The sequence below is a fragment of the Saprospiraceae bacterium genome, assembly GCA_016712145.1.
Classification (GTDB): domain Bacteria; phylum Bacteroidota; class Bacteroidia; order Chitinophagales; family Saprospiraceae; genus Vicinibacter.
In genome coordinates this window covers 614,168-639,978 of the sequence record JADJRO010000001.1, presented here as the reverse complement: position 1 = coordinate 639,978, position 25,811 = coordinate 614,168, and the positions used below count along the sequence as shown (strand labels likewise).

General features: G+C 36.7%; 39 protein-coding genes. 6 read left to right on the top strand and 33 right to left on the bottom strand.

Features of this window, described 5'->3' with window-relative positions; genetic code table 11:
• Positions 1-4: 4 nt before the first annotated feature.
• The 19 genes from IPK91_02735 to IPK91_02645 all read right to left on the bottom strand — a co-directional run bounded on the left by IPK91_02735 (position 5) and on the right by IPK91_02645 (position 12,395).
• The gene (locus IPK91_02735; protein ID MBK8296206.1) at positions 5-445 is read right to left on the bottom strand and encodes a thioredoxin family protein; all 441 of its coding nucleotides are present in this window, start codon (positions 443-445) and stop codon (positions 5-7) included.
• A 3-nt stretch (positions 446-448) separates the two neighbouring features.
• Positions 449-1,021, bottom strand: coding sequence for a hypothetical protein (locus IPK91_02730; protein MBK8296205.1), 573 nt, complete (start codon positions 1,019-1,021; stop codon positions 449-451).
• 10 nt (positions 1,022-1,031) lie between these two features.
• Complete coding sequence (locus IPK91_02725) at positions 1,032-1,676, bottom strand: hypothetical protein (GenBank protein ID MBK8296204.1); 645 nt, start codon at positions 1,674-1,676, stop codon at positions 1,032-1,034.
• Entirely contained in the window at positions 1,673-1,897 is a 225-nt protein-coding gene (locus IPK91_02720) for a hypothetical protein (GenBank protein ID MBK8296203.1), read from the bottom strand. The genes IPK91_02725 and IPK91_02720 overlap by 4 nt, the downstream gene beginning before the upstream one ends.
• A 1-nt stretch (position 1,898) precedes the next feature.
• The gene (locus IPK91_02715) at positions 1,899-2,135 is read right to left on the bottom strand and encodes a hypothetical protein (protein ID MBK8296202.1); all 237 of its coding nucleotides are present in this window, start codon (positions 2,133-2,135) and stop codon (positions 1,899-1,901) included.
• A gap of 12 nt (positions 2,136-2,147) precedes the next feature.
• Positions 2,148-2,480, bottom strand: coding sequence for a fibronectin type III domain-containing protein (locus tag IPK91_02710; GenBank protein MBK8296201.1), 333 nt, complete (start codon positions 2,478-2,480; stop codon positions 2,148-2,150).
• Positions 2,480-3,742, bottom strand: a complete 1,263-nt coding sequence (locus IPK91_02705) for a hypothetical protein (GenBank protein MBK8296200.1) — start codon at positions 3,740-3,742, stop codon at positions 2,480-2,482. The genes IPK91_02710 and IPK91_02705 overlap by 1 nt, the downstream gene beginning before the upstream one ends.
• A complete protein-coding gene (locus IPK91_02700; protein ID MBK8296199.1) occupies positions 3,736-5,346 on the bottom strand; it encodes a hypothetical protein in 1,611 nt (536 codons plus the stop codon). The genes IPK91_02705 and IPK91_02700 overlap by 7 nt, the downstream gene beginning before the upstream one ends.
• A 9-nt stretch (positions 5,347-5,355) precedes the next feature.
• Positions 5,356-6,117, bottom strand: coding sequence for a hypothetical protein (locus IPK91_02695; GenBank protein MBK8296198.1), 762 nt, complete (start codon positions 6,115-6,117; stop codon positions 5,356-5,358).
• Positions 6,118-6,135: 18 nt separating this feature from the next.
• Positions 6,136-6,516, bottom strand: coding sequence for a hypothetical protein (locus tag IPK91_02690; protein MBK8296197.1), 381 nt, complete (start codon positions 6,514-6,516; stop codon positions 6,136-6,138).
• Entirely contained in the window at positions 6,513-6,935 is a 423-nt protein-coding gene (locus tag IPK91_02685) for a hypothetical protein (GenBank protein ID MBK8296196.1), read from the bottom strand. Before IPK91_02685 ends, IPK91_02690 begins: the two co-directional genes overlap by 4 nt.
• A gap of 13 nt (positions 6,936-6,948) precedes the next feature.
• Entirely contained in the window at positions 6,949-7,680 is a 732-nt protein-coding gene (locus IPK91_02680) for a hypothetical protein (GenBank protein MBK8296195.1), read from the bottom strand.
• A 3-nt stretch (positions 7,681-7,683) separates the two neighbouring features.
• A complete protein-coding gene (locus IPK91_02675; protein ID MBK8296194.1) occupies positions 7,684-8,160 on the bottom strand; it encodes a hypothetical protein in 477 nt (158 codons plus the stop codon).
• Between the two features lie 83 nt (positions 8,161-8,243).
• Positions 8,244-9,062, bottom strand: coding sequence for a hypothetical protein (locus IPK91_02670; GenBank protein MBK8296193.1), 819 nt, complete (start codon positions 9,060-9,062; stop codon positions 8,244-8,246).
• Between the two features lie 33 nt (positions 9,063-9,095).
• Entirely contained in the window at positions 9,096-9,464 is a 369-nt protein-coding gene (locus IPK91_02665) for a hypothetical protein (GenBank protein ID MBK8296192.1), read from the bottom strand.
• 110 nt (positions 9,465-9,574) lie between these two features.
• The gene (locus IPK91_02660; protein ID MBK8296191.1) at positions 9,575-9,835 is read right to left on the bottom strand and encodes a hypothetical protein; all 261 of its coding nucleotides are present in this window, start codon (positions 9,833-9,835) and stop codon (positions 9,575-9,577) included.
• 142 nt (positions 9,836-9,977) lie between these two features.
• Positions 9,978-11,660, bottom strand: a complete 1,683-nt coding sequence (locus IPK91_02655; protein ID MBK8296190.1) for a transglutaminase domain-containing protein — start codon at positions 11,658-11,660, stop codon at positions 9,978-9,980.
• Entirely contained in the window at positions 11,657-12,106 is a 450-nt protein-coding gene (locus tag IPK91_02650; protein MBK8296189.1) for a hypothetical protein, read from the bottom strand. The genes IPK91_02655 and IPK91_02650 overlap by 4 nt, the downstream gene beginning before the upstream one ends.
• A 97-nt stretch (positions 12,107-12,203) precedes the next feature.
• Positions 12,204-12,395 (bottom strand): hypothetical protein, encoded by a 192-nt coding sequence (locus IPK91_02645; protein ID MBK8296188.1) that lies wholly within the window; start codon positions 12,393-12,395, stop codon positions 12,204-12,206.
• Positions 12,396-12,855: 460 nt separating this feature from the next.
• Between IPK91_02645 and IPK91_02640 the strand changes: the two genes are divergently transcribed.
• Both IPK91_02640 and IPK91_02635 read left to right on the top strand, forming a co-directional pair.
• On the top strand, positions 12,856-13,008 hold the full coding sequence (locus tag IPK91_02640) for a hypothetical protein (protein MBK8296187.1): 153 nt from the start codon (positions 12,856-12,858) through the stop codon (positions 13,006-13,008).
• A 458-nt stretch (positions 13,009-13,466) separates the two neighbouring features.
• Complete coding sequence (locus IPK91_02635; protein ID MBK8296186.1) at positions 13,467-13,823, top strand: hypothetical protein; 357 nt, start codon at positions 13,467-13,469, stop codon at positions 13,821-13,823.
• A 653-nt stretch (positions 13,824-14,476) separates the two neighbouring features.
• On the opposite strand, the gene IPK91_02630 is transcribed toward IPK91_02635, so the two are convergent.
• The 8 genes from IPK91_02630 to IPK91_02595 all read right to left on the bottom strand — a co-directional run bounded on the left by IPK91_02630 (position 14,477) and on the right by IPK91_02595 (position 18,891).
• Positions 14,477-14,971 (bottom strand): ribonuclease H-like domain-containing protein, encoded by a 495-nt coding sequence (locus tag IPK91_02630; GenBank protein ID MBK8296185.1) that lies wholly within the window; start codon positions 14,969-14,971, stop codon positions 14,477-14,479.
• Positions 14,972-14,980: 9 nt separating this feature from the next.
• A complete protein-coding gene (locus IPK91_02625; protein MBK8296184.1) occupies positions 14,981-15,853 on the bottom strand; it encodes a hypothetical protein in 873 nt (290 codons plus the stop codon).
• Between the two features lie 82 nt (positions 15,854-15,935).
• On the bottom strand, positions 15,936-16,547 hold the full coding sequence (locus tag IPK91_02620) for a hypothetical protein (protein MBK8296183.1): 612 nt from the start codon (positions 16,545-16,547) through the stop codon (positions 15,936-15,938).
• A gap of 25 nt (positions 16,548-16,572) precedes the next feature.
• Positions 16,573-16,887, bottom strand: a complete 315-nt coding sequence (locus tag IPK91_02615) for a hypothetical protein (GenBank protein MBK8296182.1) — start codon at positions 16,885-16,887, stop codon at positions 16,573-16,575.
• Entirely contained in the window at positions 16,814-17,083 is a 270-nt protein-coding gene (locus tag IPK91_02610) for a hypothetical protein (GenBank protein ID MBK8296181.1), read from the bottom strand. Before IPK91_02610 ends, IPK91_02615 begins: the two co-directional genes overlap by 74 nt.
• Positions 17,084-17,521: 438 nt before the next feature.
• Entirely contained in the window at positions 17,522-17,746 is a 225-nt protein-coding gene (locus tag IPK91_02605) for a hypothetical protein (GenBank protein MBK8296180.1), read from the bottom strand.
• A 157-nt stretch (positions 17,747-17,903) separates the two neighbouring features.
• Positions 17,904-18,353 (bottom strand): JAB domain-containing protein, encoded by a 450-nt coding sequence (locus IPK91_02600; protein MBK8296179.1) that lies wholly within the window; start codon positions 18,351-18,353, stop codon positions 17,904-17,906.
• A gap of 268 nt (positions 18,354-18,621) precedes the next feature.
• Positions 18,622-18,891, bottom strand: coding sequence for a hypothetical protein (locus tag IPK91_02595; GenBank protein MBK8296178.1), 270 nt, complete (start codon positions 18,889-18,891; stop codon positions 18,622-18,624).
• Positions 18,892-19,231: 340 nt separating this feature from the next.
• Here IPK91_02595 and IPK91_02590 point away from each other — a divergent pair, with 340 nt between their 5' ends.
• Together IPK91_02590 and IPK91_02585 are read left to right on the top strand one after the other, a co-directional pair.
• Positions 19,232-19,825 (top strand): hypothetical protein, encoded by a 594-nt coding sequence (locus IPK91_02590; protein ID MBK8296177.1) that lies wholly within the window; start codon positions 19,232-19,234, stop codon positions 19,823-19,825.
• 33 nt (positions 19,826-19,858) lie between these two features.
• Positions 19,859-20,119 carry a hypothetical protein gene (locus IPK91_02585; protein ID MBK8296176.1) on the top strand — a complete coding sequence of 87 codons (261 nt, stop codon included), beginning with the start codon at positions 19,859-19,861 and terminating at the stop codon, positions 20,117-20,119.
• A gap of 71 nt (positions 20,120-20,190) precedes the next feature.
• Here IPK91_02585 and IPK91_02580 read toward each other — a convergent pair whose 3' ends face one another.
• The 6 genes from IPK91_02580 to IPK91_02555 all read right to left on the bottom strand — a co-directional run bounded on the left by IPK91_02580 (position 20,191) and on the right by IPK91_02555 (position 24,656).
• A complete protein-coding gene (locus IPK91_02580; GenBank protein ID MBK8296175.1) occupies positions 20,191-20,526 on the bottom strand; it encodes a hypothetical protein in 336 nt (111 codons plus the stop codon).
• A 14-nt stretch (positions 20,527-20,540) separates the two neighbouring features.
• A complete protein-coding gene (locus IPK91_02575; GenBank protein ID MBK8296174.1) occupies positions 20,541-20,777 on the bottom strand; it encodes a hypothetical protein in 237 nt (78 codons plus the stop codon).
• Between the two features lie 387 nt (positions 20,778-21,164).
• On the bottom strand, positions 21,165-21,410 hold the full coding sequence (locus tag IPK91_02570; GenBank protein MBK8296173.1) for a hypothetical protein: 246 nt from the start codon (positions 21,408-21,410) through the stop codon (positions 21,165-21,167).
• A 453-nt stretch (positions 21,411-21,863) separates the two neighbouring features.
• On the bottom strand, positions 21,864-22,136 hold the full coding sequence (locus IPK91_02565) for a hypothetical protein (GenBank protein MBK8296172.1): 273 nt from the start codon (positions 22,134-22,136) through the stop codon (positions 21,864-21,866).
• A gap of 11 nt (positions 22,137-22,147) precedes the next feature.
• A complete protein-coding gene (locus tag IPK91_02560; protein MBK8296171.1) occupies positions 22,148-22,531 on the bottom strand; it encodes a hypothetical protein in 384 nt (127 codons plus the stop codon).
• A 52-nt stretch (positions 22,532-22,583) separates the two neighbouring features.
• Complete coding sequence (locus IPK91_02555; GenBank protein MBK8296170.1) at positions 22,584-24,656, bottom strand: hypothetical protein; 2,073 nt, start codon at positions 24,654-24,656, stop codon at positions 22,584-22,586.
• 353 nt (positions 24,657-25,009) lie between these two features.
• Between IPK91_02555 and IPK91_02550 the strand changes: the two genes are divergently transcribed.
• Entirely contained in the window at positions 25,010-25,399 is a 390-nt protein-coding gene (locus IPK91_02550; protein ID MBK8296169.1) for a hypothetical protein, read from the top strand.
• Between the two features lie 163 nt (positions 25,400-25,562).
• The gene (locus IPK91_02545) at positions 25,563-25,718 is read left to right on the top strand and encodes a hypothetical protein (protein ID MBK8296168.1); all 156 of its coding nucleotides are present in this window, start codon (positions 25,563-25,565) and stop codon (positions 25,716-25,718) included.
• The last annotated feature ends 93 nt before the right edge of the window (positions 25,719-25,811 follow it).

Below are 25,811 nucleotides of genomic sequence, written 5' to 3'. Positions count from 1 at the left end.
TTAGCTATTTTATAAGGATTAAAGCAGCCACTATTCCTGCAGCTACCAGTATTGGTTTATTATTTGTGTTGGATTGATCCGGTCCAGGATCTACGACAACTGGTGGACCCGGCCGTGTTGTAGTATTTGAGCCTGGCAATGTTGTATTTTTCTTAGATCCATTTGCAATTGCTTTTTGGTAATCTGCCCTAAGCTGGCCAGAATTAAATGGATCTTGGCCCTCATAAAGAGTTGGCTTGTCATTTTCGACGATAACCGCAGATGGAGTTAATTTAATTCCAAAAACTTGAGCAAGTTTATGATTAGCATCATCAGTGGTGCCAAGCCTTAAATTGATAATTGCAACATTTGAGAAATTAGCTTTCAAATCATCAATTACCGGTTCAACAGCTGTACAATGCGGGCAACCGGTTTGTGTATAAATGTATAATTCAGCGTATGCCATGACTTATTTGTTTTTGTAAGCTTTTATTGCTGCAATACCAGAAAGCCCAGCCAAGAGCCCCCAAATGATTTTATTGGACTCCTTTTGAGCGAGTTTGGTCATTGCAAAAGCACTAACAGTTGCAAACAGCCACCATGGTAGACTTAGGCCACCAAGCCCAAGAGCATTCATAAGATTTTGAAGCCATTGAGGCAAAATATCAAAAGGCAGGATCCCTCCCCCATTTTGTTGATTGCCAAGTTTTACATCGCGTGTCGATACCTGACGGCCACCACCTAATGAATCTAGAACTTTATCGCCTTCAAAAGTGTAGCGACCGTTGAGTATCGAAGTGATTGTATTTTTAATTTCCTGAACTTTTGCAGTTACTGGAAGCTGTGCAAATATTTTATAAACACCTTTTGCTTCATCAACCAATGCAAAGTAAAAGGAAGGTTCGAAAGGAGTAATTTTATCACCTTCAAAAAATGTGAATCGATATCCTGTTTTTACAGAGTCGATATCGGATATAAAATCAATTAATACACCAGGTACTAAATCGAATTCACTTTGTGCTAAAATTACGATGTCTTTCATAGCTTAGTATTTAGGCAATTGGGTATTCAAGTTGTTTAATAATGCTTGCAGTATATCCGGCAATCAATTCAGCCTGATCGATGCGGTTTACTACTTTACGTGCATTGAAATAATCTACAAATGCACCGTAGATGTAGCGACTTAATGCAACCCCAGTAAACAGGCCTTCCATCATCCCACGCACGAGGATATCAGCCGACACTACCCTATCAAGAGCTAAATCAGGATTAGAAGCCAGAGGGACACCCAAAGCATTGCCAATTCGTTTATAATTGTCTTCATGTGTAAGCTGAACAAATCCACGGCCATAATAATTGCTATACCAATAAGCTTCTTGAAGCTTGTAACAATTTGTACCAACAGCACATCTTTTTTCTTTTACTAGAAGAAGTTTTGATTCATGCCATGCGGTTGCAAGGATGTAAGCAAGCTTGCGTAAATCGCGATCACCGTAATTCAGAAATGATAAAACAATTTGAGCGACACTTTTAGCCTGCGCTTCATTGAGTGGGCCAAAAGATTTTGTAAGTGAGTCTAAAAATAGTTTTACCATTTCATCAAGTTCTGGATCATCATTAGATTGAGATTTTGCACTTGATCCCAGGAGTATAATTCCAAGGACCGTTGCGAATGCAATTTTCCAATTGAAGGTCATACAATGACATTGCGAGATTTTTTAGGAATGCCATTCATTCTGGGTCCACCAAAACCATTCATGCGAGTTGGCCCAATTTCAATAAAATCATCAAAACCAGAATCAACTTCTGGCTTAACGGAAGGTGGTGGTATAATTAATTTCTTTTTACTTAAATAGGAAATCAGTAAAAATGCTCCAATACCAACAACGGCTAATTTTACAATGCAAGATGTTTTCATATTATCTTTTGAGTAAAGTATTGACTCCGGATTTAATTTCTTTAATGTCGCTGTGCATTTCTTCATGGCGATCCATGGATCGATCTGAATTATTAAGCAATTGACTGAGCGTATCAGTTTGCTTATCTAGCAACCTGGTAAAAGACTGCACAATAGGACGCAGGATAAACCAAAGAATAAATCCAAGTACCAATGTGGGTACTCCATGCTCTGCAAATTGATTAACGAGATGTTCCATCTACAATAAATTTTATTTTGTTTCAAACCAATTGGTTACTACTTGTGAATTTTCTTTTCTTATGGATGCAAAAATTTCATATTGATAAAAGGTTGCTGGTTCTAGACCTTCAAATAAATGAGAATTGAACTGTCCACCGTTGTAATTCTGCCACGGTTGCCAATCAGCATACACTCCTGGAGAAATCCGGATCCGGTACCGTAATAAGTAATTACAATAACTATCCGTTTCATCCCAAATGATTAATGCTGTTGTAGTACTTGTTTCAACTGCATTTACATTCCGTGGAAAATCAATTGTAGGCAATTGAAAAAGACAAAACAAGTATATAAGTATATAATTCATTACGGATAAATTGCTCCTGTCAGGAATGATTGCAATATTGCGGTACGTGCTGTTGTACCCGCTGATTTTACTATTACATGCGAAGATGTGCACGTTGCAAGTGATGGCGGTGTACTAAATCCAAAGCCAACTGCAACACCATCAATATACCAATAGGTATATCCTTCTATATCAAATTCAATTCGAAGTGTGTAGGTTTTATTTGCAGTAACTGTTATACCTAAATCAACAGTAGTTTCTGAACCACCTGAGTTTTTTGTAAATCCAAAAAATCTACCTGAATTTGTTCCGTGTGTGTAGCGAATTCCACAAGATGAATTGCCTCCGGTTGCAGTATTTCCAGGTGCATTTGTGATGCGGTATTCATACGTATACGTATTGGTACCATCCGACAATGCTGGAAAATTTACGTTTGTTTGCGTATAAATAAATGCTTTATTAAAATATGAAAAGCTTCCAGACGTATGATAAATTTCAGCAGCTCCGGATGAACTTGTTGAAGTAGATAAACTAAGACCTCCGAATGTATTAGCAGAACTTGCAGTATTACCAATAGATCCACCGGAGGTTGCAGTACTTAATTCTGAGTAATCAGATGCTGTGCTGGAATACAAAGAAGAAAATATTTTTACATCTTTTGGATTTGCATCGTTTGTTGTTTTATTTACAAACCATCGAGACAAAGTTCCATCGTATGTGAGTGTAGCTTCTTCGCCCGGATAGACTGCCACTGCCCTATTTGTCTTTATTCGATTAGCAGCGGTTCCCCAGGTGTGTTCTCCTAGAAAAAACACTGGATAAGAACCTACGTTTCTAAAGATTTTCTTTTCTCCATCTGATTGTGCATCCAATGATGTAATTGAATTACAATTTGCATCAGAGCTTATCCGGATGATGTCAGCTGTTCCAAATCCAGTTGGATTATAATCAAACTCCTGACTGTTTAACGTCGTTGGTGTTATTATGTTTGGAGTTGATCCAGAAGCCGGTGGATTAATTGAATCTCCGGATAAAGTAAAACCGTATCCAATCTTTAATATTTGAGCTTCACCGGTACCAGAGCTATATCGAGCGATAAATGACCGGGTTGGTATAGTATCCCCTATTGCCGGTAATCCTTTCTGATTTACAAAATTAACTTCAGCTTGTGCCAATGCTTTATTACAACAAGCAATAAGCAAGGAGAACAATAATGCAGCTAACAAGATTAAAATAAATCGAGCCGCAAAAGTGTATAATGATCTGTAGTTCCTGCTTACCATGTGTATGAAAATATTGCGGTTCCAGAGATCCAAGTATAAGTCAGATTTTGACTAGCTAAATACTTGCATTTCTGTTCCGATTTTACGGAGAAAATCATACCACCAGTTATGGTGAACGTTGTAGACGTACCATCATATTTTTTATTAGTTAATGTTCCAGATCCACCAGTTTGATATACAGTAAATGAACTAAATTTACCTAAATTAAACGTTACCGTTCCCCCTACATTTTGAATTTGATTACCGTACATTCCTTTATATCGGCATCCGGCGATATCAGATATTTGATCGCATGGAATCATTACAGAAGCCTCAGGCGGACAAAGTACATTTTCACCGTATTGGTTGATAGTATTTACAACGCCTCCTAATTCATTCCTGGTAACATCATAGTATAAATAATCTTTGCAGTCTACAATTTCAAACGGATATTTTCCGCGATTGGTTGTAATTGAATCGAGCATCAGATCGGTATACTGACAGGTTATTACCCAACCATCAGCAGTTGATTTTGTGTTTTCAACTGTAAATTTTCCGTAACGGTTGGTTGACGCAAGCCATTTTTGAACGGTGTCTTGCAATTGCTTGTGATCTGGTTGAACGGTTGCAAAGTAAGAACCATTTATTGGAATGGTCATTGTTCCATTCATTGTATAACTGATTGCTGTAATAGTATCCTTCGTTGGGATATGGCAGTAATAAGTACACAAAGTTGAGTCGGTACGTGCGATATAACAGTTCTGCGATGCTGGCCGGTCGCAATCATCAGAGCGATTGGATTGATAATTACAATCTACACGCCTAGCTAATAGTCCAAATGTTGAAGCATCCGGATAAATTGGTGTTGTTGAATAATATGGAAGTATATAATAAACAGCTCCATTTTTTTCTTTGCGATAAACCTCGCAAACTTCTTCTGTACTAATATTTGATACGGTTGAATTTCCACCAGATTTAATAATATAAGTTGGTACCGGATCTTTTAAATTCACAGAAAAGTAAGCTTCATTTAAATTGATCCTCCAATTATTATCAACAACATGGATTTGAAAATCTAGGGCGTATTGACCTTTCAAAGCCCATGTGGAAGTATCTATATAGTGAATGCCTTTGCAGTTAAACCAATCTTTGATGTCATCCTGAAATCTACTAGCTTCATTTGCAGTATTTCCGTATGGATAATTTAAAGGAATTGGAGTTTTAGATTTTCCCGGGCCGACGCCTTCACCTAAAAATTCTTCATAAAAAATGGCTGCTAAAAAAATGTCATCGTGATAAGATGATACATCAGATATTGCAAGTTGCCATTTTCTTTTATTCGAGGAGTTGGTAACGATGCGTAAACGACATTCACTAACACCATTAAGACGGAAGCATGGTATTACGGTACCAACTGGTGTATATGTGGCCGTTCCGTCTGCAGTTTTCAAGTATTCTACTTTTGTATTTGTGTTTACAATTTTTTGAAATTCAACTTGATTCGATGGTGAAATCGAATCAACAAAACAGTAAGATTGATTTTCCCAATCCATTGTTATCCCAGCTTGGGATTGTATGACAAATGGAATTAGAAAAGCGATTAAAAATATTGGGATTGGTTTCATAGCTATTTATTAATCTCCTTTACGAACGATTAAAAATGTGGTAGAACCAGATGCAGTGCAATCATATGTTAAAGAAGAGCATCCTAGTAATTCATTTGACACGGGATCCATTTGGGCCCAGCAATACCATTTTGTTCCAGGATATATGTCCATGGTTGTTGAATTGACAGTAACAGTGCCTTTAACGGTGCCAATGTTCATAATCTCAACACTATGCATTCCATTGGTCGCAGAAATTGATCCAGTTGTATTAGTGGAAATTATATTTTGCAGATTCGTAACTGTTTTGTTTACCCAGCCTGCGCAATATCCGTCCATTGGTGATCCTGTAATTGTATAAGCGGCCCCAGTAGCGGCGTTAAATGTTCCTAAATAAGATCGTGTAATTGCTCCAGTAGAATTTTTCGTACCAATTCGATAAAGAATAAAGTAAGGAGTTCCACCTGTTCCAGTTGCCCAATCGCAATGCTCGTAAGCGAAATAACTATAAGATGAATCAGGATAAGATCCACCGGAAGTACATGGACCGCTTAATATAGTCGATGTAGATGTGTAAGACGTCCCATCAGGTTTATAATTTCCAATGGTAACAGCTGCTTGCCCTGGACGATGAACATCCAATCGGTAAAATGTTGTTGCACTTGCAGAATCGCACAACCAGCGCATTTCGTAGTCATAGACTTGACCCTGCAAGCCAGCTTGTGCATTTGCGTTTGAATATGTTGCTATAAATGCAACCAAGAGAAGTAAAAATTTTAAAATGTGTTTCATTTGGATATGGTTTAATGGTTAAATTGAGTCAGGGTTAACTCCTGAATTTGAAGGATACGAAACCATGATTTCAATATCTTCACCGACACCGGTACCAGGAGTAACTATAATTTCTTTTGATAATTCCCAGGTATTGCTAACTGGGTTTTTTTGGGCCGTGAATGTGTAAGATCCACCTGCTCTAAGTAATTCAGGGTTACCTGATCCATACTTAATTGTTGAATCAAGCATTCCTCTGGATATGATTGTGACAATCATTGCACCGGCTGGTATAGTAGTAGCCGCAACAACTCTCCATTGACGCGTTTTTGCAAATGCGTTGTTGTATGGAGTATCGCCTCCACCTCCACCAGCTGCATTAAAGCCAGGTACAATCGCTCCCCACAATAGCAAAATCATCTTAATTGAATGCCCTGAGGCTGGTAAGAAGAAGTAAATAAACTAGCAATTACAAGCTCTATGATTTCCAATCGATTGTTTCCATTTGCATTAAATGGATCATCGGGAAAATCATAAGAGTAAATCTGAAAATTAAGATCACGGTTATTAGAAGATCCAAGTTGTATGGTACCATCAGGTTTTAATGTGACATTACCATTGACTACAACTTTGGTAGTCCCAGCATTTTTAAAAATGATTGCATTGCGAACATTATCGATACGCCCATTTTTATTAACTGCCGGTAAGACGTTTGTAATAAATTCATTGATAGGTGATCCATCAGCAGTTTTTAGCTGTGATTGACCATTTTCGTTGGTACGATTGCTATTCCATTTTGGAAGCGTGATTCCTACAATTTTTGCTATAATTGGATTCATGATGATTTTAGTTTCATAATGATTTTAATAAAGATTTTGCCATGTCTGGATTTTTCTCAATCCAGGTAGCAAGCTTTTCTAAATTGACGGTTAGGTCTCCAATTACATTTTGAATTCTACTAAGCGATTCATTGATAGAATCTGCTTGTTCCGGTGTAAGTTCTTGCATGTCTTCCATTTTATTTGGAGTTCCATTAATAGCGGTTTGTGGAGTATTTGTATTGACAAAGCGACCAATCAATCCAAGTATAATTTGTTCAACCGGCAATTCATCCGTAATACGATTCCAAAGTTTTTCAAGCCCGGTTCCTTCTTGCTTAGCTGCAAGCTGTGCCTCTAAATCTGCTATTTTGCGATCTTTTTCAAGTGCTGATATTTTAGCATCTACTTGTTCAGCGATATGAACCTCAATTGGTTTGCCGGCAATGGAGTAAGGATCACCACCATGTATTCCAGCCATTGCAGCTTGTTGTGAACGAACGGGCAGATCTAGGTATTCAGTAGCTCCATTTGGTGAACCAAACTTGGGGGCAACAAAAATGGTCATACGACCACCGGAAGCTTGCTTTCTGCGTAAAAATTGTTCAAGGATATCCCAGGAAGCTTCCAAATCGCCTTCTTCTTCATTGTATCCGGCGCGTTCTTTAGTTTCCTTAGAAAATCCATTCCAGAGTGACCAGTATGGCATTTTCATTTGCATGAACCACTCTCTTACATCTTCAATATTACGCAGTGCAGCTTTCATTGATTACAGCGGATTATCACAGTTTGAATCATCCGGATGGATGTAAATGAAATTCAGTAAGATCGCTTCATTGGCAGTCAATGTAACTCCATCAGCTATTTGGATATAGGATGAATTTGGAACATAACCACCGGGTATTGATAATTGTACATAATCACCACAACCCTCAGCACCATCTGCTTTTTTAGAAAGCAAGGCCAAAGGAAAATCTCGCAATGTATCTTTTTGGCCTGAGCGAATTGTGATATATGCTCCATCAATAGTGGCATCAGATGCCAATGTTCTACCTGTTGGTGATTTTGAATTGGCAAGTTTGCGAAGTACCTGAACACCGATAATGTGTTTATCCTGCAACAAGTTGTTATCAGGAAAATTAAAACGGCGATTGGTACCATCAGTTACTATTTCTACAAGGTGATTGTTGCGTATAGGACACTCGCGAAAATGCGGATCCATTTGTTGCATAAGTCCTCCATTCATGATATTAAGTTTTGATAAGTTTAAAAAATCAGGCAGCAGCGTTTACCACTGCCTGACAAAAATTATGTATATGAAAGTTCTTATTAAACAGCAGCGCCACAAGCACCACCATTAGCAACAACACCACTAAACAACCAACCGTAGATATCAACTTGCAAGCAGTTGAAATCGGCACCACCTACAATTGCAGCCTGGTAACCTTTCAACAAGACTTTAATTTGATTTACTTTGTTGGTGTCCATCACTAAATTTGGAGCTGCCTGATGGTAGCCTTTTTCTTCTAATGATGATCCATAAGCTGGAAAGAATGGTTGAGCAGATGCAACAAGTTCATATTGTTGACCTGGTACACGATAAAACACATCGTTATTCAAATTTACAACCCGTGAGTTGTTATCTGTAACGATGTCCGTAGAACCGTTGAACAATGCCAATACTGATTTAAATTCATTTGCAACAACATGGTAGTTACCATCTGCGTGATTAAATACCGGGTACAACAATTTATTTGTTGCGTCAAATTTTCTTAAACCTACACGAATGAAGGCCGCAAAGAAATGATTTTTATCCGGAGCAAGAATTTCAAATCCTTGTAAGTCGGTATTGATTGCATTTTTAGCTTTTACATCAAGCGTATATGAATTATTGGTATTTGATAATTCTTTAATCATACGGCAATTGAATTGTTGCAGATTTAATTCTGATAATTCAGATACGCCATTTTGAGCTTTGAAATGTTCAGCAGCTCTTGAAAATGCAGCACGGATCGGATCCGGAGCTACCATCATGCCTGAGGCTGCAAAAACCAAAAAGGAATGATCAGCTGCACCGGCAAAATAAGGCATTGCCATAACAACGATAGCAGCTAAAATGTAAGATAAAATAGTCTTTAAGTTTTTCACGATTATAAAAGTTTATAGGTTTTAAAAATTGGTTTAAGCGTAAGCCTCAGTTTCTTTCATTGGACACCCAATGCCAGGGTAATTGCTTCCTGCGATTGCATCACGACGTCTTGGCGGCAACAGTGATTGAATACCGGCAACGTTTGAATTACCAGGTGTAAGGCTTGGCAAATACTTTTCGATCAAGTCTGTAACACCGCCGACCATAACACCTTTAGCAATGTTACCGATGGTTCCGGCTTTATTTCCAAACAATACACCGATACCAATTTTTGCAACAGCACCAATGGTCGGATTATTTTTTACAAAATCGATAGGCAGGGTGTTTATGAATTTACTCGCAACTAACCCTCCAGCGACTTCCAAGGCAGGCTGGAAGCTTTTTAAATTGAGTTTTTTCATGGAGATAGAATTTATTGATGAATTTTTTGATTTACGACGACGGCGTCCAATTCTGCCAATAGCAGATTTGCGAGCGCATGATTTACATGCGATTTTACCGGAGCACATGATTATGCAGCTTTTTTTGAGCGAACAAAAGTGCAGTAGCCACCTGCAGGATTCTTTTTAACCATAGCAGATTTACCAGCACGTTTTGATGCATTAGCTGATTTAGTGGCTGCAGCTTTGGTTCGGCTACAAGACTTTTTGGTATATGTTCTACCAAAAGCCTTTAATGTTGCACCCAAGGATTTTTTTCCTACAGTTGCTTTGCGACGACGAGTGGTAGTTTTTTTTCTGCGGCGTCCGATGGATGAAGATTTTTTACTCATGACTGAAATTATTTTTAGTGAAGAAATTTACGATTTTGGAGTAGTCTGTTTTTTAACAACAGGCTTTGCTTTTGGAGCTGGTTTGCTAGAAGCAACCGGCTCTACATTGCGAGTTCTGCGACGTCTTTGTCTCATGTTGGTTTTATTTTTTAGAATTAATTAAGTCAGGTAAAAAAATTAATGCTGCAGCTCCTCCTAACACCCATGGTAAGTATTGAGTAATGGAACTTGAATCATTTCCGGAACCAGATCCATTTAAAAGCCAATCATTAGGATCTGCTGAAAATTCAGGAGTTGCAATACCAGCTAATGAAGATTGAAATTGAATTTTCTTTTGTTGATTCATCGCTTGCATAAAAGCACTAAAAGCAGATATTGCACTTATTAGAGCAATAACTAGTTTAGTAACAGCAGCAACAGTAATACTTATAGGTTCATGAATCCCAGGTCCATTATATCCTTGTGCTCCTGCGGCTTTTAATACAGCAATAGCATCAGCTGGGAAAATGCCAATTCCATTTGGTAATTTCAAACCTGTATTGGTTCTCATGATGCCATTTTTAACCATTAGGTTAACATTGGCACGATCTACATGAGATAATTGTGCAAGATTTGAAATAGCAATTTTATGAAGTGTAGATTTAGTACTTACTACATTTGGTTGTGAGTTTGCATCTTCAATAAATTCATACAAAACATGATGAGCAGATCCATCAATTCTTTTTGCAAGTAATTCAGCAAATTCATTTGCTAATTGGCATTCATTGAAATCATTTTTTACATCAGCGATGTATTTATTTAATTCCAGATAACGTTTGTATTCTTCGCCTTTTAATCCACCGCCCTTTTGCAATTCTTTTTGATGCAATTGAAATAATTCATTTTGCAGGCGTTTAATTTCCGGAGTATAAATTTCATTGCAATTTTTAGGATACGATTTTGGACGTGTATATTCTAGGGTTCCAATTCTGTGGTTGGTACCACTGATTCTGGTATTTTGTGCAGCCCGCTGAGTTTGCTTTATTAAATCATTGAGACGAGGATCTATATATCCAGTTGGCAATGTATTGTCATAATGAAAATGTCCTCTGCGAGCGCCGAATATTATATTCTGAGCTTGTTGTAAAAGTCCATCTGAATCACCGTAATAAGCTTTTAAAATATTGATATGATCCCAAAGCAATTCTAAAGTGAGTGCTCCTTCTGTAAGTCCTGCCGGTATGAGTTCTCTTTTTGCGGCCTGCTGACGTGGACCATCTGCAATACGCTGTCGTACGGAAGGTATAGCCTTACGAGTAGCAATCATTGGAAGTCCTTGTATATAAACTATTTTAGTCATGCGGTCCCATTTTTTAGAGTAATCGACTTCTTCATCAAACTTATCATGAACACTATCGAGAATTACTTCTTGATTATTAATTGTAGCAACTACATATACATGCGTTGGCTCTGCATTGCGACCATAAGACACAAAACGATACTTGTATTTAATCTTTAAGCATCGCAGTATGCTAGCTAGAAAAAGCGAAAAGGATTTACAGTCCCCGTATCCATCCTTCCATGTTTGGCGTGGATCTTTTACTTTTTCAAGCCCTGGTCTGTCAGCAACGTATCGAATATTCTTATGCACGAAATGCCAGATTTCATAAAGGCCGGCATATGATTTTTCAAACTGTGAAGCAAATTCACACATGAAATTGCCAAGCTTTGTATCTGCCAATAGGATCACCTTAATGATGTCCCAGGTATCGCCATCTTCATACATGGTGCGTTTTATTCCCGTTGGTTTTGGAATTACGCGTGTATCAATGGCCGTTTGGCTCATGCATTAAAAGGATTTAAGTTGATGTCTATGGGTATAGAAATACTTTCATAGGCCAACTGACCTTTTAATTTTAAAGCATTTAGATATTCACCACTTTTGATGATATCAGAAATTGCTGTGCTTAATTTTGAAAATTCAATTAAGCTATCTATCGTTATGATGCTGATTGCTTGAGGCTGGATCACATAGCTTTTGCGGATATCAACCGGAGCAATCGGGTTGATGCCGTAATGAACAAAACCGCTGAATCCATCCACGGGAATGGCTAAAGCGGTGTTGTTTTTTATGTGCAGATTTACTTTGAGACTAATACCAGAAAATGAAAGTGAGCCAACTTTAACGGTAGCTTTAACCAGGCTTAGATTATTGGCCACACTTCGTGCAATGGAATTAAATAAGACATATCCAACTGCAATGGCACCAATCCAAGTAAGAACTCCTTTCAATACTTTTATTTTAGGTTAAACTCAGTATGAGAGTTAAATAAAATGTAATAATAATATAATTAAAAAGGAACGTACTTATACCGGGAATTAAGGGTATTTATAGGGACTTATAGCCTTTAAATTGGTATTCCAGGTTAAATAAGTGGATGATTTGGCGTGTTTTTACAGCATCAAAGCGTCGTTTTTTACGATATAATTCAGGCGTTAAGCCAATGGAATCTAATACTTTAGGAGTAAAGTAGTCATTGCTTAATGCGCGATAGTCAAGTTTGCCTCCTGGCTGAACCAATCCGAGCCAGATGCAGAGTTGTTTTTTTGGTTACTGTAGGAAATTGATCCAAAAACGTACCATTTAATGATACAAATATATAAATATAATGGAATATATGATAAACTAATTAGCTGGCAATTTGCTGTCAAAACTTGATATACCGGTACAAAGCTGAATTTGGTATTCAAAGTTTTGAGGATTAGCTGATTGTGGACAAAATGGTTCAGGAGTCCTGCTGGCAAAGTACAGGCATTTTGTAAGGGTTATTTCTTTCTGTTAATAATACTTGGGCAGATTGGACGTTTCATTATATAATCATGTAATGTTTCATATATGGACCTTCTAATTAATAAGGACCTAATGGACCTGGATAATATTTGATTTATTTTGTAAAATGTTTAATGTTTTTCAAATATTATGGAATTTTTGTGGGACTTTGATTAAATCTATTATATATTTGTAATACAAACTAAGATCTATGAACAGCGGAACAGAGTTTAAAGTAGGTGCATTTCCACCTGACTTTAAGGAAAGAGTAATAAACGGGTTGAAAGAAAAGAGTGAAATTCTTGATGCAATCAGCAACGGTAAAAGGGCTGAATTAATAGAAGCTGGTAAAATTACTGGTTAGTGCCTCCACCCAGAAGGGCAGTTCCTTTAAAATTTAATTGGAAATTAGAAATAAATGGAAACATTTATAGTCTAGATCTAAGGCATGGTGATGCTTATGATTGGATAAATTATGCCTATGAGTTTTTGGATTGCTATGAGATAATATTAAACAATAAAAGACAAAATCAAAATACAGTATTTGATCGATCTGCAATTACAGGTATTTGCAGTGCTATACAGGATGTGGTATGTTCACATGAGGATACAATTTTATTTTATTGGAGTGATCATGATGGTATGAATAGCCTATCTCAAATATGGAATAATTGGTCTCCAAGCAACAATGAGGTAATTTGTATAACTAAGAATTTATCTAGCAACGGCTCTAATTTATATTTTGGATGCTTTATGCATAAGGACCAAAGTATGTATGTATCAATTAATTCCCATATTGAATCAATGACCCTCTAGTTTATTATGATCTCAAATTACGTGCAATGTCAATATCAGGAAACAATTGATTCTTCCAATCCAAATTTTCCTAATTTACTCCTAGATATTAGGGAATTCAATAAAAGTAATGGCTATTACGAAACTGACTCCAATCCCATTACAAAAGAAATTTTGCTTAAAAACAATATTACCGGATTTGATTATCTGCCTTTCAAATTTGAAGCTCAAATTGTACGACCTAGGTTTGAACCTGATTGTACGGACGAGAAACTAAAAATAATAATAACTGGTATAATCGAACGTATTTATATTGGTGAAATTAGCTCTTACCAGAATAAATTATTAGAAGATCCAAGGTTTAATTTTTCTGAAATAGAATAGTAATTTATTCTTAATTGTTCCAAAACGCCCAATCCGGCGTACCCCCCAAATTTAGCGAATGACTTGAAAAGCCTTAGTTTTTGCGTAAATGCCTACTTTTTCCGTAAGCCAAAAAGTTTTTGCGTAAATACTTATTTTCTAAATATAAAATACTTAAAATCTTTTGTTAATTACGTAGTTTCTTACTTACTTTCTTCGGGTATTAAAAAAAATTAACTTATTGATAATCAATGATGATTATTCCAAAAATACCCGTATCAGTATAAAATACGGAGTTTCTAGGCCGTTTTTGAGCCAGTCGGATAAAAACAGGTGTTTTTGTAAATTATTTGTTAAATGAGCCATTTTTACCGCATTTTCTTACTCAGTTTTTTTTCTTAAAGTACGTAATTACGTACTTTCTCATGGCAAACGAGGCGCAAAATGACTAAAACAGGTACATTTTGACCATGACTAAACACATCTTGTCATATATAATAATACTTAATATGAAAACAAGCTACGCAAAATCTTATTTGGTCACTACCCTATTTTGAGTTTTTGCGCGTCGAACATCATCCTCCTGCTGTACATAGTAAACAGGTTTTGGATTTGGCCGAAGGCCAGAGGAATAAATGAAAATGAAAAATTAAGGGTCTTTGCAGGATCCAGGACTAAATCAGCCTGCAGGATAGAATCTGCTCATCAGTGATCTGATAGCGGCTGCAAATGATCCGGAAGAGCTTGCGGAGGTTTACAACATCCTCGGTATTGTATTGGATTACATGACGGCGTTTGTCCTTATCGGCCCAATCGCGCCAAATTGTAAACACACTGGTCTTGTATTTGCGCTTTTGACGGCCCACAGCGTAGAGTTGCTCGATATATGCAAGCTTGTAGCTGTTTAATCCGGGTAAGACCTGCCTAAAGAGTCTCAATGCGTGTATGCAAATGAATGTCTCCTTCAAACTAATATCAAAGTGCTTTTCAAGGTATGCGATGTCAGGTCCATAAATAATTATATATTGGACACCCTCCACCAATGCGATAAAATTCTTTTTCGTGAGCTTAGGACCGTACAGTGCACCTGTACGGCCATCAGCAAAAGCGTATCCTAATAAAAAGATGTTCTGATCGAGTGTCCACTCGGCATCAAGGTATAATGTCATTACTTAGGGTTATTTAAGTCCTAAAACATATTGTTTTAGTTCATCCTGGTATATATTTTTTTCAACTTTTTCTGATTCCATTAAATAAGAAAATAGGTCATGATTGAAAATTGATTTAATAGAATCTTCTATTAACTCGCGAAGCATCTCTGGCCTAACAGCATCTAATTCTACTTGACCCAATCCATCCCAATTAGCTGTACGCGAATCTGTAGATTTCGCGGGTGCTGGTGGTAATTTCCATTTTATTACTTGACTTTTCATTAAAGCAATTCTTCTTAAATCAACTTCAATTCCAAATCTGCTTAAATTTTCTACGATACTTCTTGGTATGTCTTCCCCAGATGGGTCGTAATCACCAAAGTATAATATGATAATTTCTTTGTCATCATCGATTGATGACATTCTTTTGTACATTTCATTTAAAAAAGTTAAAGAGGGATAACCCTTGCATGCACCAAGAGATATATTCCATTCTTGACATATTGGAGCAAAAACACCTTGTAGTGCTTTTTTCTCTATTAATACTTCTGGATAAACTGGTTGGTTTTCCCATCTATTTTTTTTGTAATTATTCATCCAAGCAATGATCTGTCTTTTTCCCAAATCAATTTCTGATTCTAGATTAGTTTCTTCATGTGCAGTTTCGCCTATCATTTGTCGATCAAGATCAGAAAATTGATCAAATGAAATTGTATTATCCCATCGAGCATCAATCATTGCAGCAACTACTCTTTTATAATGTTGAATGTCATTGGTCATGCCAAGCCCAACAAGCTGATAATGCAACGCTCTTAAAGTAAGTACACCATATTCGTATTCTTGACATATATCAACCGAGTTGTCAATAATCCATTTCTTAGTAAATGCATCTTTTCCCATTGAAATATAATTTTTTACTTAAAAAAAGCCAGGAGTGACCCCCTGGCTTTGTCTCAAAATAATTTACTTTCATCTAATTGAGCTATATAATCCACCCACTTTTGGGCCGACGTTCAGTTTTTTGTTTACCTGATGCATCCATGTACCAAAGAATTTCCCAATTGAGTTTTTTGAATGGTACGACATGTTGGTAAGAATTCGGAATGTTGCGCATATCTGCAAGCGTTCCATTGATTGGAGTTTTAGCAAGCACCTTGCCAGGCAATGTTGGCAATGAAAAAGGTTTTACCATAAAAGAAATTACCGGATAATCACTTGCAAGTTTCAAGGCGATATTATCAAGTCCTTGATTAATGTTTTGATAAGCGGGCATGATGATGCCATTTTGACGTGCATACGATGCATACGCATGATGCGCATTTTCAATCCACAGATCCTGAGTACCTCCGGGGATGGTGCCAACATAAGCAAAGAAAATTTCAACCCGATCTCTAGTAGAAGATCCATAACCTTTAGCAATAATAATATCAGCTGCAGGCACACCACAGTATTTCAAAAAGTCTGCAATAGAATTGTTATTGATATCATCAATAACAATGGATACAGTTTTATTTAAATATTTAAGCCTGACGATTTCATTTTGATAATAATCGTAAGCGGTTTGGTAGATTAAATTTCCGGTAACAAAATTCATGTTGTGAGATTTAAGTTATTAATAATTAACAAGCTGGTTTTGGATTATAAGGAACGAGCAATTCACCACTTTTAAACTGCCGGACCTGAGCCGGACATTTTACATCCATAGACTGATGTTTATTGCGTGCAATCATAAAACGATTAGCATTTTGTGCACATGCTTGGATGGTATCAATTAAATCCTTGGCCGTGCGGTATAAACTACCAGGATCCGTACCATTAGCAATTGCATTTACAAACTGCACTTTAAAATTGTGGTACTCATTATGCAGTCTGTTGCGATGTAAGCGAAGGAACTCCTCCGGAGACAACTCGCGCGCTGGTGTTTTTACTTGCATGAGAAATTGATTTTAATGAAACCAATAATTTTTTATCAACCACTTCGCGGTACCCGGTTTCAAATTCGATGTAACATTGTTTGGAGGGATTGGTAAGCACAATGCGACACGCTCTGCCGTATCTGGCCGGAAGTTCATTACCGATGTATTGGTAATCAAACTTTTTTTCCGACAACTTTTTACGAATGGTAAACACAGGCTTTGAATTTGAAATAAAAAAAATAGGCAGGAACGACGGTGAACAATCGCCGAACCTGCCTTGCTAATCTATGATAGCCGTTCAACTGGTTTAACGCAAAGAATAATTTAGAATAAAACAAAAGGCGCCGCATGACTTTACACACTGCGCCTTTAGGCCAAAAACGATTGTCCGATACAACCAACCAAGTATGCATGGACTGAATATTTACTGTATCTGTATGGGGCAAAAAAATAACCCGGCACGGAAAGCACATTTGCAAAATGGATCTGCCGAAGCCGTAGCCGGGTGTAGATTTAGGTTCTATATCATAATTGAAGTGATCCATTTTGCAAATAACACAACAAATATGGTACAATATTTACCAAATAATGAAATTTAATGCGTTAAAATTTCATTAAAAGGTACGAAACATTAAATAAAAGTGAATATAGCTTAAGCTTTTTCCTGTCGAAAATCAAGCTCTAATTGATCCAAAAGCCCTTGCAGTGCGGTATAAGAGCGATAAAGGGATACCCTGTCTTCAACAGTGTAGTCAGAAAGGATCGCGGAGCAAAAGGCTAAATTGAAAAGCTCCTCCAAGTCCATACGGACCATTTTCATGTCTAGTTCAGCGGCCAACTCTGGGAGGGCCACTAAAGGCTGGTGTGCAATATCCATAATGATTAAAATTTTCAGGGACCGAAATAAATCGATTCGGGGAAATAAGGACGAGAGCCTATTTAGACAAAAGTGTTATCTGAGAGTCCCTGTAAAAATAGAAATGTTATCAATTACAAAGACAAAAAACAAAAACTTTAACAACAAAAAAAGAGGGCTATAAAAGCCCATTGTCAGCAAAGGAGTAATAAGAATCCGAAGTAATGATGATATGATCTAAAATTGGAATGTCCATGATCTTACCCGCAGAAACTAATTTGCGCGTAAGGTGTATATCCTGTTCAGAAGGACACAGATTGCCAGACGGATGATTGTGAGCCACCAGGATACCCGTAGCACCGGCACAGAGCGCACAAGCAAATACCATGCGAGGATCGCACACGGTTCCGGTAATGCCACCAGCAGATATTTTAACAAAACCCAAGGGATGATTGGCACGGTTGACCAATAGCAAAATCATTTCTTCGCGGTATTCAATGAGGTCCGCATCAAAAACGGAGCGAAATAAATTGGCAGCATCACCAGAACAGCTGATTTTAGAAGATACAAAGCAGCCTTTTTTGTACCTGATTTTAAGCTCAGGCAGCTTTTGTTTGAAAGCATTCATAGATAAAAGTTTTATGCTTACCCCAATGCGCAAAAGCAAAAAATCCGGATCAAGGCCAGGAAGAAAAAATACTACCCGAAACAACGTCAAGGTGTGGAGATTTTTTAGAACCTGCCCTACCCAGGGCTCCGGCCTTGTCAGGATCCAAACCGTGGCCAGCCATAAATTTGCATACAAACGCTTTATCGAATGGCAAAAGCAAAAAAAAGCCCCTGACTCAAAAGAATCAGAGGCCAGCCCAGACAATGGACTATACAAATCAGAAGTGTCAAACGGTCGGGCTAGTGGACACTACACAGCCTGCAGCGTGCAGACCGCGTAAAAACTCCAACAGCTTGCGATGGGTAAATACCAACTCCCCGCGTGTAGAAGTCGAAAACTCGGTGTAATCAGGCGAAGAAAGTGCGGTGAAAAAGATTTCTTCCAACTCCTCGGCCATTTCACCCGGAACAGAAGCATCGCAAAGATCTGCAACCAGCTTTGAAAGCTGCACCGGATCTACTGCGGAAAGTTTAAAATTCAATTGTGTGACAGACATAAATACAAGTTTAAAAAATTACCAATACCGGAAGTGTCTGCCACCTCCTGCATGAGCAAGAAATCGCCAGGCCTTACGACGCTGGCCTTCCGGTGTTTCTTAAAATTATTTCTTGTAAATGCTCATTATAGATGAAGATGACAGACGGTACAAATGTACGACAAGGTTTTGAAAAGGAAAAGTTAAGATTTTTAGGGGGTGGGGGTGGTTGGATCTGGGGGGGGGCGAATAGTATTTTGGGATATGTTAAATAGTTAATATAAAAATTAATTCTTTTGGTGTATTGCAGAATTAATTTCATTACTATTAAATTTGTAATTCAACAAACCAACCAATGTATATGAAAAAATTAATTTTAGTTTTCTTTGGCATTCTTAGCATTAATTTTGCTAAAACCCAACCTTCAAATTCTCAAATTGATACTTTTGTTGATGTAATTTATGATATCAATTGGTATCTTGGGGATAATTGTATTGATAACCTGAACGCTAATGATTGGCCAGACAATTTACATTTTAGATTATATTTATGGAACTGCTTAAGTACATTGGCTGGGTATTCTTCTGACACGAGCAATCATTTATTTCATCCAAATAATATTAGTGAATTTAATGCTTGGATGGATCGAATGTTTGAAATTTATTATTTGCTTCAAACAGCAGGTCAACTTGATACGGATGAAGAAAAATTGGCTTTTCTGGAAGATTTTTTCGATAAGTATATAGTAAAAATTAATTCACAAGAAGAATTAGACATACCTCCTCAAGGTTTGAATCCCTGTACAGACAAGTGTCATGATGATGCCTTAGATTCGAGTCTTTTGTGTTTACTATCTTGTGCCGGTGGCCCCGCAGCATGTTGGTACGGCGTAGCATGTATTATTGTTGAAGCCAGAAAATATGATAGATGCATTGATGCATGTTTTGGAAGGTAAATTAATTTAATTAGTTTGAAATAAATATTTAAAATGGAAGCCAAGTTATTGATTGGGAACAAGTTAAATGTAATTTTATTCATTGCATTTGCTTCAGTAAATGTTTTTTTGAAAGATAATATAAGCTATGTTGCTTTTTGGACAATTGAAATTTTAATTGCGGTGGCAGCAATAATTAATAACATATTTTTTTACAAATCACTTGATGCTGAAGACTCAAGAAAATATCTTTTAAACTTATTGCTCCCTTTAGCGATTATTGCAGTTGTCCTAATCATTATGTTATTAAAATAGATCACTAAACATTTAATTTGAAAAGCAGTTAAATGAATTTATTTGACTGCTTTTCTTTATTTGATATGTTACTATATTCTTTTAATCACCCCATAGGGTAAACAGCCAAAACGAGTATCATCATCAGATTCTCCAGGAACAAAGGTCTTTTGTTTCATACTAATGCCCCACATCTTAAACCCTTTGGGAATACGATTATACCACTCGCCGGGGAAAAGAAACAAACCATGCACAATATGATCTATATCAACTTGATCAAAAATCATAAATCCAACTTCAATTAATCTTTTGGAGTCTGCATTTTTCATAAATTCTCTAAACTCTGATTCGTTATAGGGAATATATTTATCCCTGATCGGCTCTGATCTATTGAATTGGGGCGTAATGAATTTAATCTGATGTTTCATTGCCTTCTTCTTTTTTAATTTTCCCTTATAAATTTCCAATAACCCTTTAGAGGAATTAAAACTGCTTTCCAGCTTTCAATTTCATCAGAAATAAATGATGATGTAATTGCCCCATGAAAATCATCTTTTAATTGCTCCTCGACATAAATTGGAATGTACAATTTGAATTTTGCTATTCCATCATTAAAATCATTACGAGTAAAGACAAAATTCCTGTTCTTGTTAACTTTTTTTATGAGTGCTACTTTCATTTTTCCTTAAATTTAATTTATTAAAATCAGGCAAAGGCAATTCATTTATTACATAATACTTCTCCGGAAAATGTCCATTTTTCAGAAGAAATTCAATCATTTCAGAATCAATATACAGACTCAATTTTATCTTTTTTGTTGTAATATTTAAATTTACGAAATCTAGTATCGTCTTCAGATTGATTTATGGGTGTATCCCAAAATTCAAGGTCACCTATTATAAAGATCGACACAACGACAACATTTATCCAAGAAGATAATGAAACAAAAGTACAGAATGCAACATCTCTATATGTTGTTTGTAACTTGTAGCCATCATTAATATTCTTAATGAGACTAAAACTTAGAAGCCATCCTATCACTACGCCCAATAAGTAGATTGATAATCTATATTTCAATTTCATTGCCTTCTTCTTTTTTAATTTTGTCATAATATTTTCTCCACCTTTCAGACCAATTAAATTCAAGGCTTGATGCATCGTCTATGCTAAATTTTCCGCTAAGTTTCTTTACAGCAAATTGAACATCAAGAAATAGCTCGAGGCCTTCATAATCTAAATGAAAACCAACCATGGATAATCCAATTCTGAAATTTTCAATTTGGCTATCCCGATCTTTAATTTTTACTTTCATTTGTCTAATATTTGAACTTTAATACTTAAAATGAATACATCCAAAATCTTCCATCACATAGACTTTGCTTTTTACAAAAATGCTTTCCCTTTCAATATGGATTATCTGTTGTGATGGCTGGCCTAATGCTGATCCCAAATAAGGTTTAATAAAAACCTTTTTGCAGTTCCCGAATCTGTCCATGGTTGAGTTTGCTGCATAATGTTCACAATTTTTACATCTACCCATTAAACCAGAACAATCTTTGTGATCCATTTTTACTAGCATTTATCGTTAAAATATGACGTTGAAGACATCTAACACAACGGCGTTGCATGCGCTGAGACCGGCCACGGGTATCAGTTAGGTTTTCTATCTTCCAAACATGACCAAACAGGCATTTCCAACGGAAAGAAGAAATCTTATTCAGAAGTCTGAGTATCCAAAATTTGAGTGATTTAAATTTAATCATATTCATGCACATTTAAATTGATTGTGGTATTTCTGAAATGTTTCACATTTTATAAGCAATGCATCAAACTCAGCAAGTTTTTGCTCACATGTTTTAATTAATTGATTGATGTATTGCTTTTTCTTTCCATTTTGCGGTTCTTTTTCAAGTCTCATTTCCAAACGATGCTTAAGTCGTTCGACAAAATATTTTTGCTGTTTAAGCGAAACAATCCTTTGATCTATGTCATTAGTTTGAGGATAAGCGTGTCTTTGATTAAATTTTTCTTCTTGCATGATTAGAGTTTTTATAAGTCAGTAATTTTTTGATTGATTTCAAGGCTTGCCTGGTAGGCCTCTGCAAAACTTGTGGCTTCGCGAACAATAATATCAAGGGCCGATTCTTCACGAGGTGAAAACACATCCAACTTTTTTAATAATAGCTTATTGCGTGGATTAAACTTTTTCCAAAACAAGCTGCAATTATGAATTTTAAATTCCTTTCGCTCCATTTCTAAAATCTCATCGACACTAAACAGATTGAGAATGCCTTCCGCATCGAACAAGGAGCTTGCAGTTATGGTGTAATAAATAGAATTTTTTCTTGTTGATTCAACAAGCTCTGATCCAGTTGAATGATCAATATGGTAAACTTCATATGGATTGGAGTAAACACTATTTTTTAATCCCATTTTTCTTCCAATGCCCAACGAATTTTTGGTAGGTTAACCGATGGATCATTAATTAGATCTTTAATGTCCTTGCTTGAGTAGTATATGATGGGCTTTTAACTCTTGACATGTGTTCACAAAGCACCATTTCCAATGCATGTTCAATAGAAGTTTTAGAAACTTTTACAATTGCATCAAGAGCGTCTGTTTTAATAATATCCGGATGAAACCATTGACGATGCTCATACACCGTAACAATTTTACGCTGCTGCAGGAAATACAGAAAAGCTGGTATCTCTTTTCTAAGCTTATCATACCAGTAGCGGTCCAACTTTGCCTCAGGGATGGGCTGGACTTTACGCACCCAAAAACGAACTGCATCCTCTGGAATATTTACAAAGGATGTTTCATCGTTGGTGCCGACTCCAACCTTCATATAGTTGTCAATCAAATCTGCATCAACACCCTTGTATTCTAACTTACCCTTATCGGTTGTGACCAATGATTTAAGCTTTTCAATGGTTTCTTTTTTATCTAAAAAAGCTTCATCGATGTATACCAATAACGAGGAAGCAAAAAGAGAAGTAAAATTTCCGTTCAATTGTTGTGAGTTTATAGGTTTAACATTTTGCTGAAAAATCGCGCCCATCCATTCCCAAAATTTAGTCTTACCAGTACCGCGTTCCTTAGACACTAAACATAGGATCGGAAGGAACATCGTTGGCATCATGTAAAGCAACTGGATATAATCCAAACCAAGTTCCCACTCATTGTAGAGCTTGCCTTTATGCATGATGGTACCGGTACCAAAAATATGTTTAACAAAATCAAGAGATAGGTCAACCGGTCCAGGTTCCGGATTATGACTTAATTCAAAATAGCGGTTGTAGTATTTCATTTCGTGGTTGTTCTTACGATCCACGACGATTTCTTCTTTTTGGTAAGCAATGTGGGAAGGCCGGTTAACAAAACCGTTATAGTAAGGTATATCATATATTAGCTTATTAATAAAAACTTTGAGCGATGCTTCTTCAATGAATTTCTCAGACTTGTTTTTAAACATCCCCATGATACCAGCACGCTTAATAGGCTTCAAGGTATTTTCATGTTCCCCGTATTTTGTAGAAATTGGACCTTTGATAAAGAAGGTAGAATCTACCATGATAAACTGGCTGGCTTCTCCACACTTAATGTATTTTACTTTATTGGCAATCTCATCATACTTGTAAGTGCCATTTAAGAAAACAAACTCGCGATTGCCAATTACATGCTCATATTTATCATAAAAGGATTTTACATTGTCATCTAGACCAAAATAAGCTTTAAGCTTAGTAGATGACATGGCACCGATTTCCATCTTCTTGAAAAAGGTACCGGATCCGTGATCTTCCTGTAATTCTTTTCTGATTACAGCAATTGCGGCTGGATTGTCAATAATTAAATCATCGATGCCCTTAGAGAGGCTTTCTTCTTTAATGTGTGCAAAGAACTGTCGAACCGGAAAGTCTGCTGTACGCTCTTTAAATTGCATTACAGAGTTTAAAAACTTTCTTGGCCGCTTGCCAAGATCCTTATCTTCTTTCCATTCCACAAAAAGGGAATCGGCATCCGTTAACCAGGTTATTGTTTCAACTTGGCACACCAGAATTACATCAGCAATGAATTTGAATATCCCAGCAAGGCCTTTGGCATTCCAAATTTCAATGCCTGGAATGCCAACGATGTCAAGGCCATTTTTAGCCCCAACATAAGCCTTGATTTGTCCTTCGGTAATTACAAGGTTTTTAATTTTTTGCTTCTCACGGAACTTCTCAACGATTTGTAGCGGTATATATGGAAAAACGCCATGGCCACCCTGAAACGGGGTTATCTTACGAGCTTCGCCGTCAATGACTTTGGGTTCAGCCCAACGAACAAAGTGGAAGATCTTATGATCAAGTTTTGCAGACGATTCTTTGATGTCAACGGTTATGAATTCCCGATTGAGGTCAAAGATGCCAATACATAAATTGCCTTTAGCATCTGACCAAAAGATTGGCTTTTTGACCTTGGATCCATGCGGTTCATCCGGATGGGCATTGTAAAGAGCCCAATCCTGATCAGCATTGAATCCAATCAGATTAAGTCGATCTAAAGCGTAATTCACGATATTTCGCTGGCGACGTCCTTAAATTCAACCCCTATGATATTACATAGCTTGATGACATCGGTCATGATCAGATCCCGATCTGAGAATAGTAATGAGGTGAATTTGTGGATCGATAGGCCTTCATTAAACACACGTTTTTTCTGGTAAGCATTTAGATCTCTACCAGGAACGAGCCAGGACTCCTTTTCTGTCCCTAATACAAGGGGTTTGATGATATCTGCGAGCATAAATTTTGGTTAACTGGGAGCAAATATATAACTAAAAGGAAATAAAATGATAACTAAAAAGGTATTTTATTTAACATTTAACGAAATAAGTTGTAATATTTTTGCACTAAAATTATAAGTTATATGAATAAAACACAACCCAATCCCGAATATTTTGGCCTCCACATTGGCGAATTAGTTAAGAAACTAGTAGAAGAAAAGGGCTATAGCCATCGTTATATTGCGACAAAAATGGGAATCAGCTATACAGGCTCTCATCACAAGTATGCCAACCCAATTTATGGAAGTATTTATGATTTAATTAAGATCTCCCAGATCCTTAATGCAGATATAATAGGCCTGATATACAATGAAATACATGTGCGCTATCCTGAATTATTTGCTTACAAGGAATTTCATAATGTAAAGCAATATATCAACGGAAAAGAGAACGATCCGATGGCAGTCCTTAAAAAGGAAAACGAGAGCCTATATGCACTTATCAAGGTCTTGAAGGCAGCTCAAAAACAATAAATTAAACTGTAATTCTCATTCCATATTCCTTATAATATTATAACTAAAAGGGAACGAGACGTTTCAAATTAGTTATCAAATTCATACTATAAATTATGGGAAAACCTTAGAGAGTATATTCGGAAGTTGCCGCTTACCGGGGTACATAAAACCAATGTAATTTATGGAACCTCAACTGTATTTTTATTCTTTTCGTACCGGAATCATCGGAACGGCAAAACCTGAATGGATTTTGAATGATGTAAAGATTCCTGCGTATGATATTAAGCAAGCAATCGTCTTGTTTTTTGGCTCGAATGGTTTAGGAAAAAGAAAATGAATCCTTGGAAATCGAACATTGACAAAGTCTTTGCTCCGGACGCCGATTGGGTAAGTTACTTTATCAGACAAGTGATCGAATATGAAATTGCGT

Excerpts from the sequence above, each read along its gene's own strand:
- IPK91_02575 (MBK8296174.1), bottom strand. The coding sequence starts at position 20,777 with ATGAAAGTAGCACTCATAAAAAAAGTTAACAAGAACAGGAATTTTGTC.
- IPK91_02630 (MBK8296185.1), bottom strand. The coding sequence starts at position 14,971 with ATGACATTATACCTTGATGCCGAGTGGACACTCGATCAGAACATCTTT.
- IPK91_02635 (MBK8296186.1), top strand. The coding sequence starts at position 13,467 with ATGATCTCAAATTACGTGCAATGTCAATATCAGGAAACAATTGATTCT.
- IPK91_02565 (MBK8296172.1), bottom strand. The coding sequence starts at position 22,136 with ATGCAAGAAGAAAAATTTAATCAAAGACACGCTTATCCTCAAACTAAT.
- IPK91_02595 (MBK8296178.1), bottom strand. The coding sequence starts at position 18,891 with ATGTCTGTCACACAATTGAATTTTAAACTTTCCGCAGTAGATCCGGTG.
- IPK91_02720 (MBK8296203.1), bottom strand. The coding sequence starts at position 1,897 with ATGAAAACATCTTGCATTGTAAAATTAGCCGTTGTTGGTATTGGAGCA.
- IPK91_02545 (MBK8296168.1), top strand. The coding sequence starts at position 25,563 with ATGGAACCTCAACTGTATTTTTATTCTTTTCGTACCGGAATCATCGGA.
- IPK91_02620 (MBK8296183.1), bottom strand. The coding sequence starts at position 16,547 with ATGAATTTTGTTACCGGAAATTTAATCTACCAAACCGCTTACGATTAT.
- IPK91_02640 (MBK8296187.1), top strand. The coding sequence starts at position 12,856 with ATGAACAGCGGAACAGAGTTTAAAGTAGGTGCATTTCCACCTGACTTT.
- IPK91_02710 (MBK8296201.1), bottom strand. The coding sequence starts at position 2,480 with ATGAATTATATACTTATATACTTGTTTTGTCTTTTTCAATTGCCTACA.
- IPK91_02715 (MBK8296202.1), bottom strand. The coding sequence starts at position 2,135 with ATGGAACATCTCGTTAATCAATTTGCAGAGCATGGAGTACCCACATTG.
- IPK91_02735 (MBK8296206.1), bottom strand. The coding sequence starts at position 445 with ATGGCATACGCTGAATTATACATTTATACACAAACCGGTTGCCCGCAT.
- IPK91_02560 (MBK8296171.1), bottom strand. The coding sequence starts at position 22,531 with ATGGGATTAAAAAATAGTGTTTACTCCAATCCATATGAAGTTTACCAT.
- IPK91_02725 (MBK8296204.1), bottom strand. The coding sequence starts at position 1,676 with ATGACCTTCAATTGGAAAATTGCATTCGCAACGGTCCTTGGAATTATA.
- IPK91_02550 (MBK8296169.1), top strand. The coding sequence starts at position 25,010 with ATGAATAAAACACAACCCAATCCCGAATATTTTGGCCTCCACATTGGC.
- IPK91_02655 (MBK8296190.1), bottom strand. The coding sequence starts at position 11,660 with ATGAGCCAAACGGCCATTGATACACGCGTAATTCCAAAACCAACGGGA.
- IPK91_02675 (MBK8296194.1), bottom strand. The coding sequence starts at position 8,160 with ATGAATGGAGGACTTATGCAACAAATGGATCCGCATTTTCGCGAGTGT.
- IPK91_02680 (MBK8296195.1), bottom strand. The coding sequence starts at position 7,680 with ATGAAAGCTGCACTGCGTAATATTGAAGATGTAAGAGAGTGGTTCATG.
- IPK91_02605 (MBK8296180.1), bottom strand. The coding sequence starts at position 17,746 with ATGGATATTGCACACCAGCCTTTAGTGGCCCTCCCAGAGTTGGCCGCT.
- IPK91_02615 (MBK8296182.1), bottom strand. The coding sequence starts at position 16,887 with ATGCAAGTAAAAACACCAGCGCGCGAGTTGTCTCCGGAGGAGTTCCTT.
- IPK91_02625 (MBK8296184.1), bottom strand. The coding sequence starts at position 15,853 with ATGGGAAAAGATGCATTTACTAAGAAATGGATTATTGACAACTCGGTT.
- IPK91_02730 (MBK8296205.1), bottom strand. The coding sequence starts at position 1,021 with ATGAAAGACATCGTAATTTTAGCACAAAGTGAATTCGATTTAGTACCT.
- IPK91_02580 (MBK8296175.1), bottom strand. The coding sequence starts at position 20,526 with ATGAAACATCAGATTAAATTCATTACGCCCCAATTCAATAGATCAGAG.
- IPK91_02585 (MBK8296176.1), top strand. The coding sequence starts at position 19,859 with ATGGAAGCCAAGTTATTGATTGGGAACAAGTTAAATGTAATTTTATTC.
- IPK91_02590 (MBK8296177.1), top strand. The coding sequence starts at position 19,232 with ATGAAAAAATTAATTTTAGTTTTCTTTGGCATTCTTAGCATTAATTTT.
- IPK91_02665 (MBK8296192.1), bottom strand. The coding sequence starts at position 9,464 with ATGAAAAAACTCAATTTAAAAAGCTTCCAGCCTGCCTTGGAAGTCGCT.
- IPK91_02705 (MBK8296200.1), bottom strand. The coding sequence starts at position 3,742 with ATGGTAAGCAGGAACTACAGATCATTATACACTTTTGCGGCTCGATTT.
- IPK91_02660 (MBK8296191.1), bottom strand. The coding sequence starts at position 9,835 with ATGAGTAAAAAATCTTCATCCATCGGACGCCGCAGAAAAAAAACTACC.
- IPK91_02700 (MBK8296199.1), bottom strand. The coding sequence starts at position 5,346 with ATGAAACCAATCCCAATATTTTTAATCGCTTTTCTAATTCCATTTGTC.
- IPK91_02600 (MBK8296179.1), bottom strand. The coding sequence starts at position 18,353 with ATGAATGCTTTCAAACAAAAGCTGCCTGAGCTTAAAATCAGGTACAAA.
- IPK91_02570 (MBK8296173.1), bottom strand. The coding sequence starts at position 21,410 with ATGAAAGTAAAAATTAAAGATCGGGATAGCCAAATTGAAAATTTCAGA.
- IPK91_02685 (MBK8296196.1), bottom strand. The coding sequence starts at position 6,935 with ATGAATCCAATTATAGCAAAAATTGTAGGAATCACGCTTCCAAAATGG.
- IPK91_02695 (MBK8296198.1), bottom strand. The coding sequence starts at position 6,117 with ATGAAACACATTTTAAAATTTTTACTTCTCTTGGTTGCATTTATAGCA.
- IPK91_02690 (MBK8296197.1), bottom strand. The coding sequence starts at position 6,516 with ATGATTTTGCTATTGTGGGGAGCGATTGTACCTGGCTTTAATGCAGCT.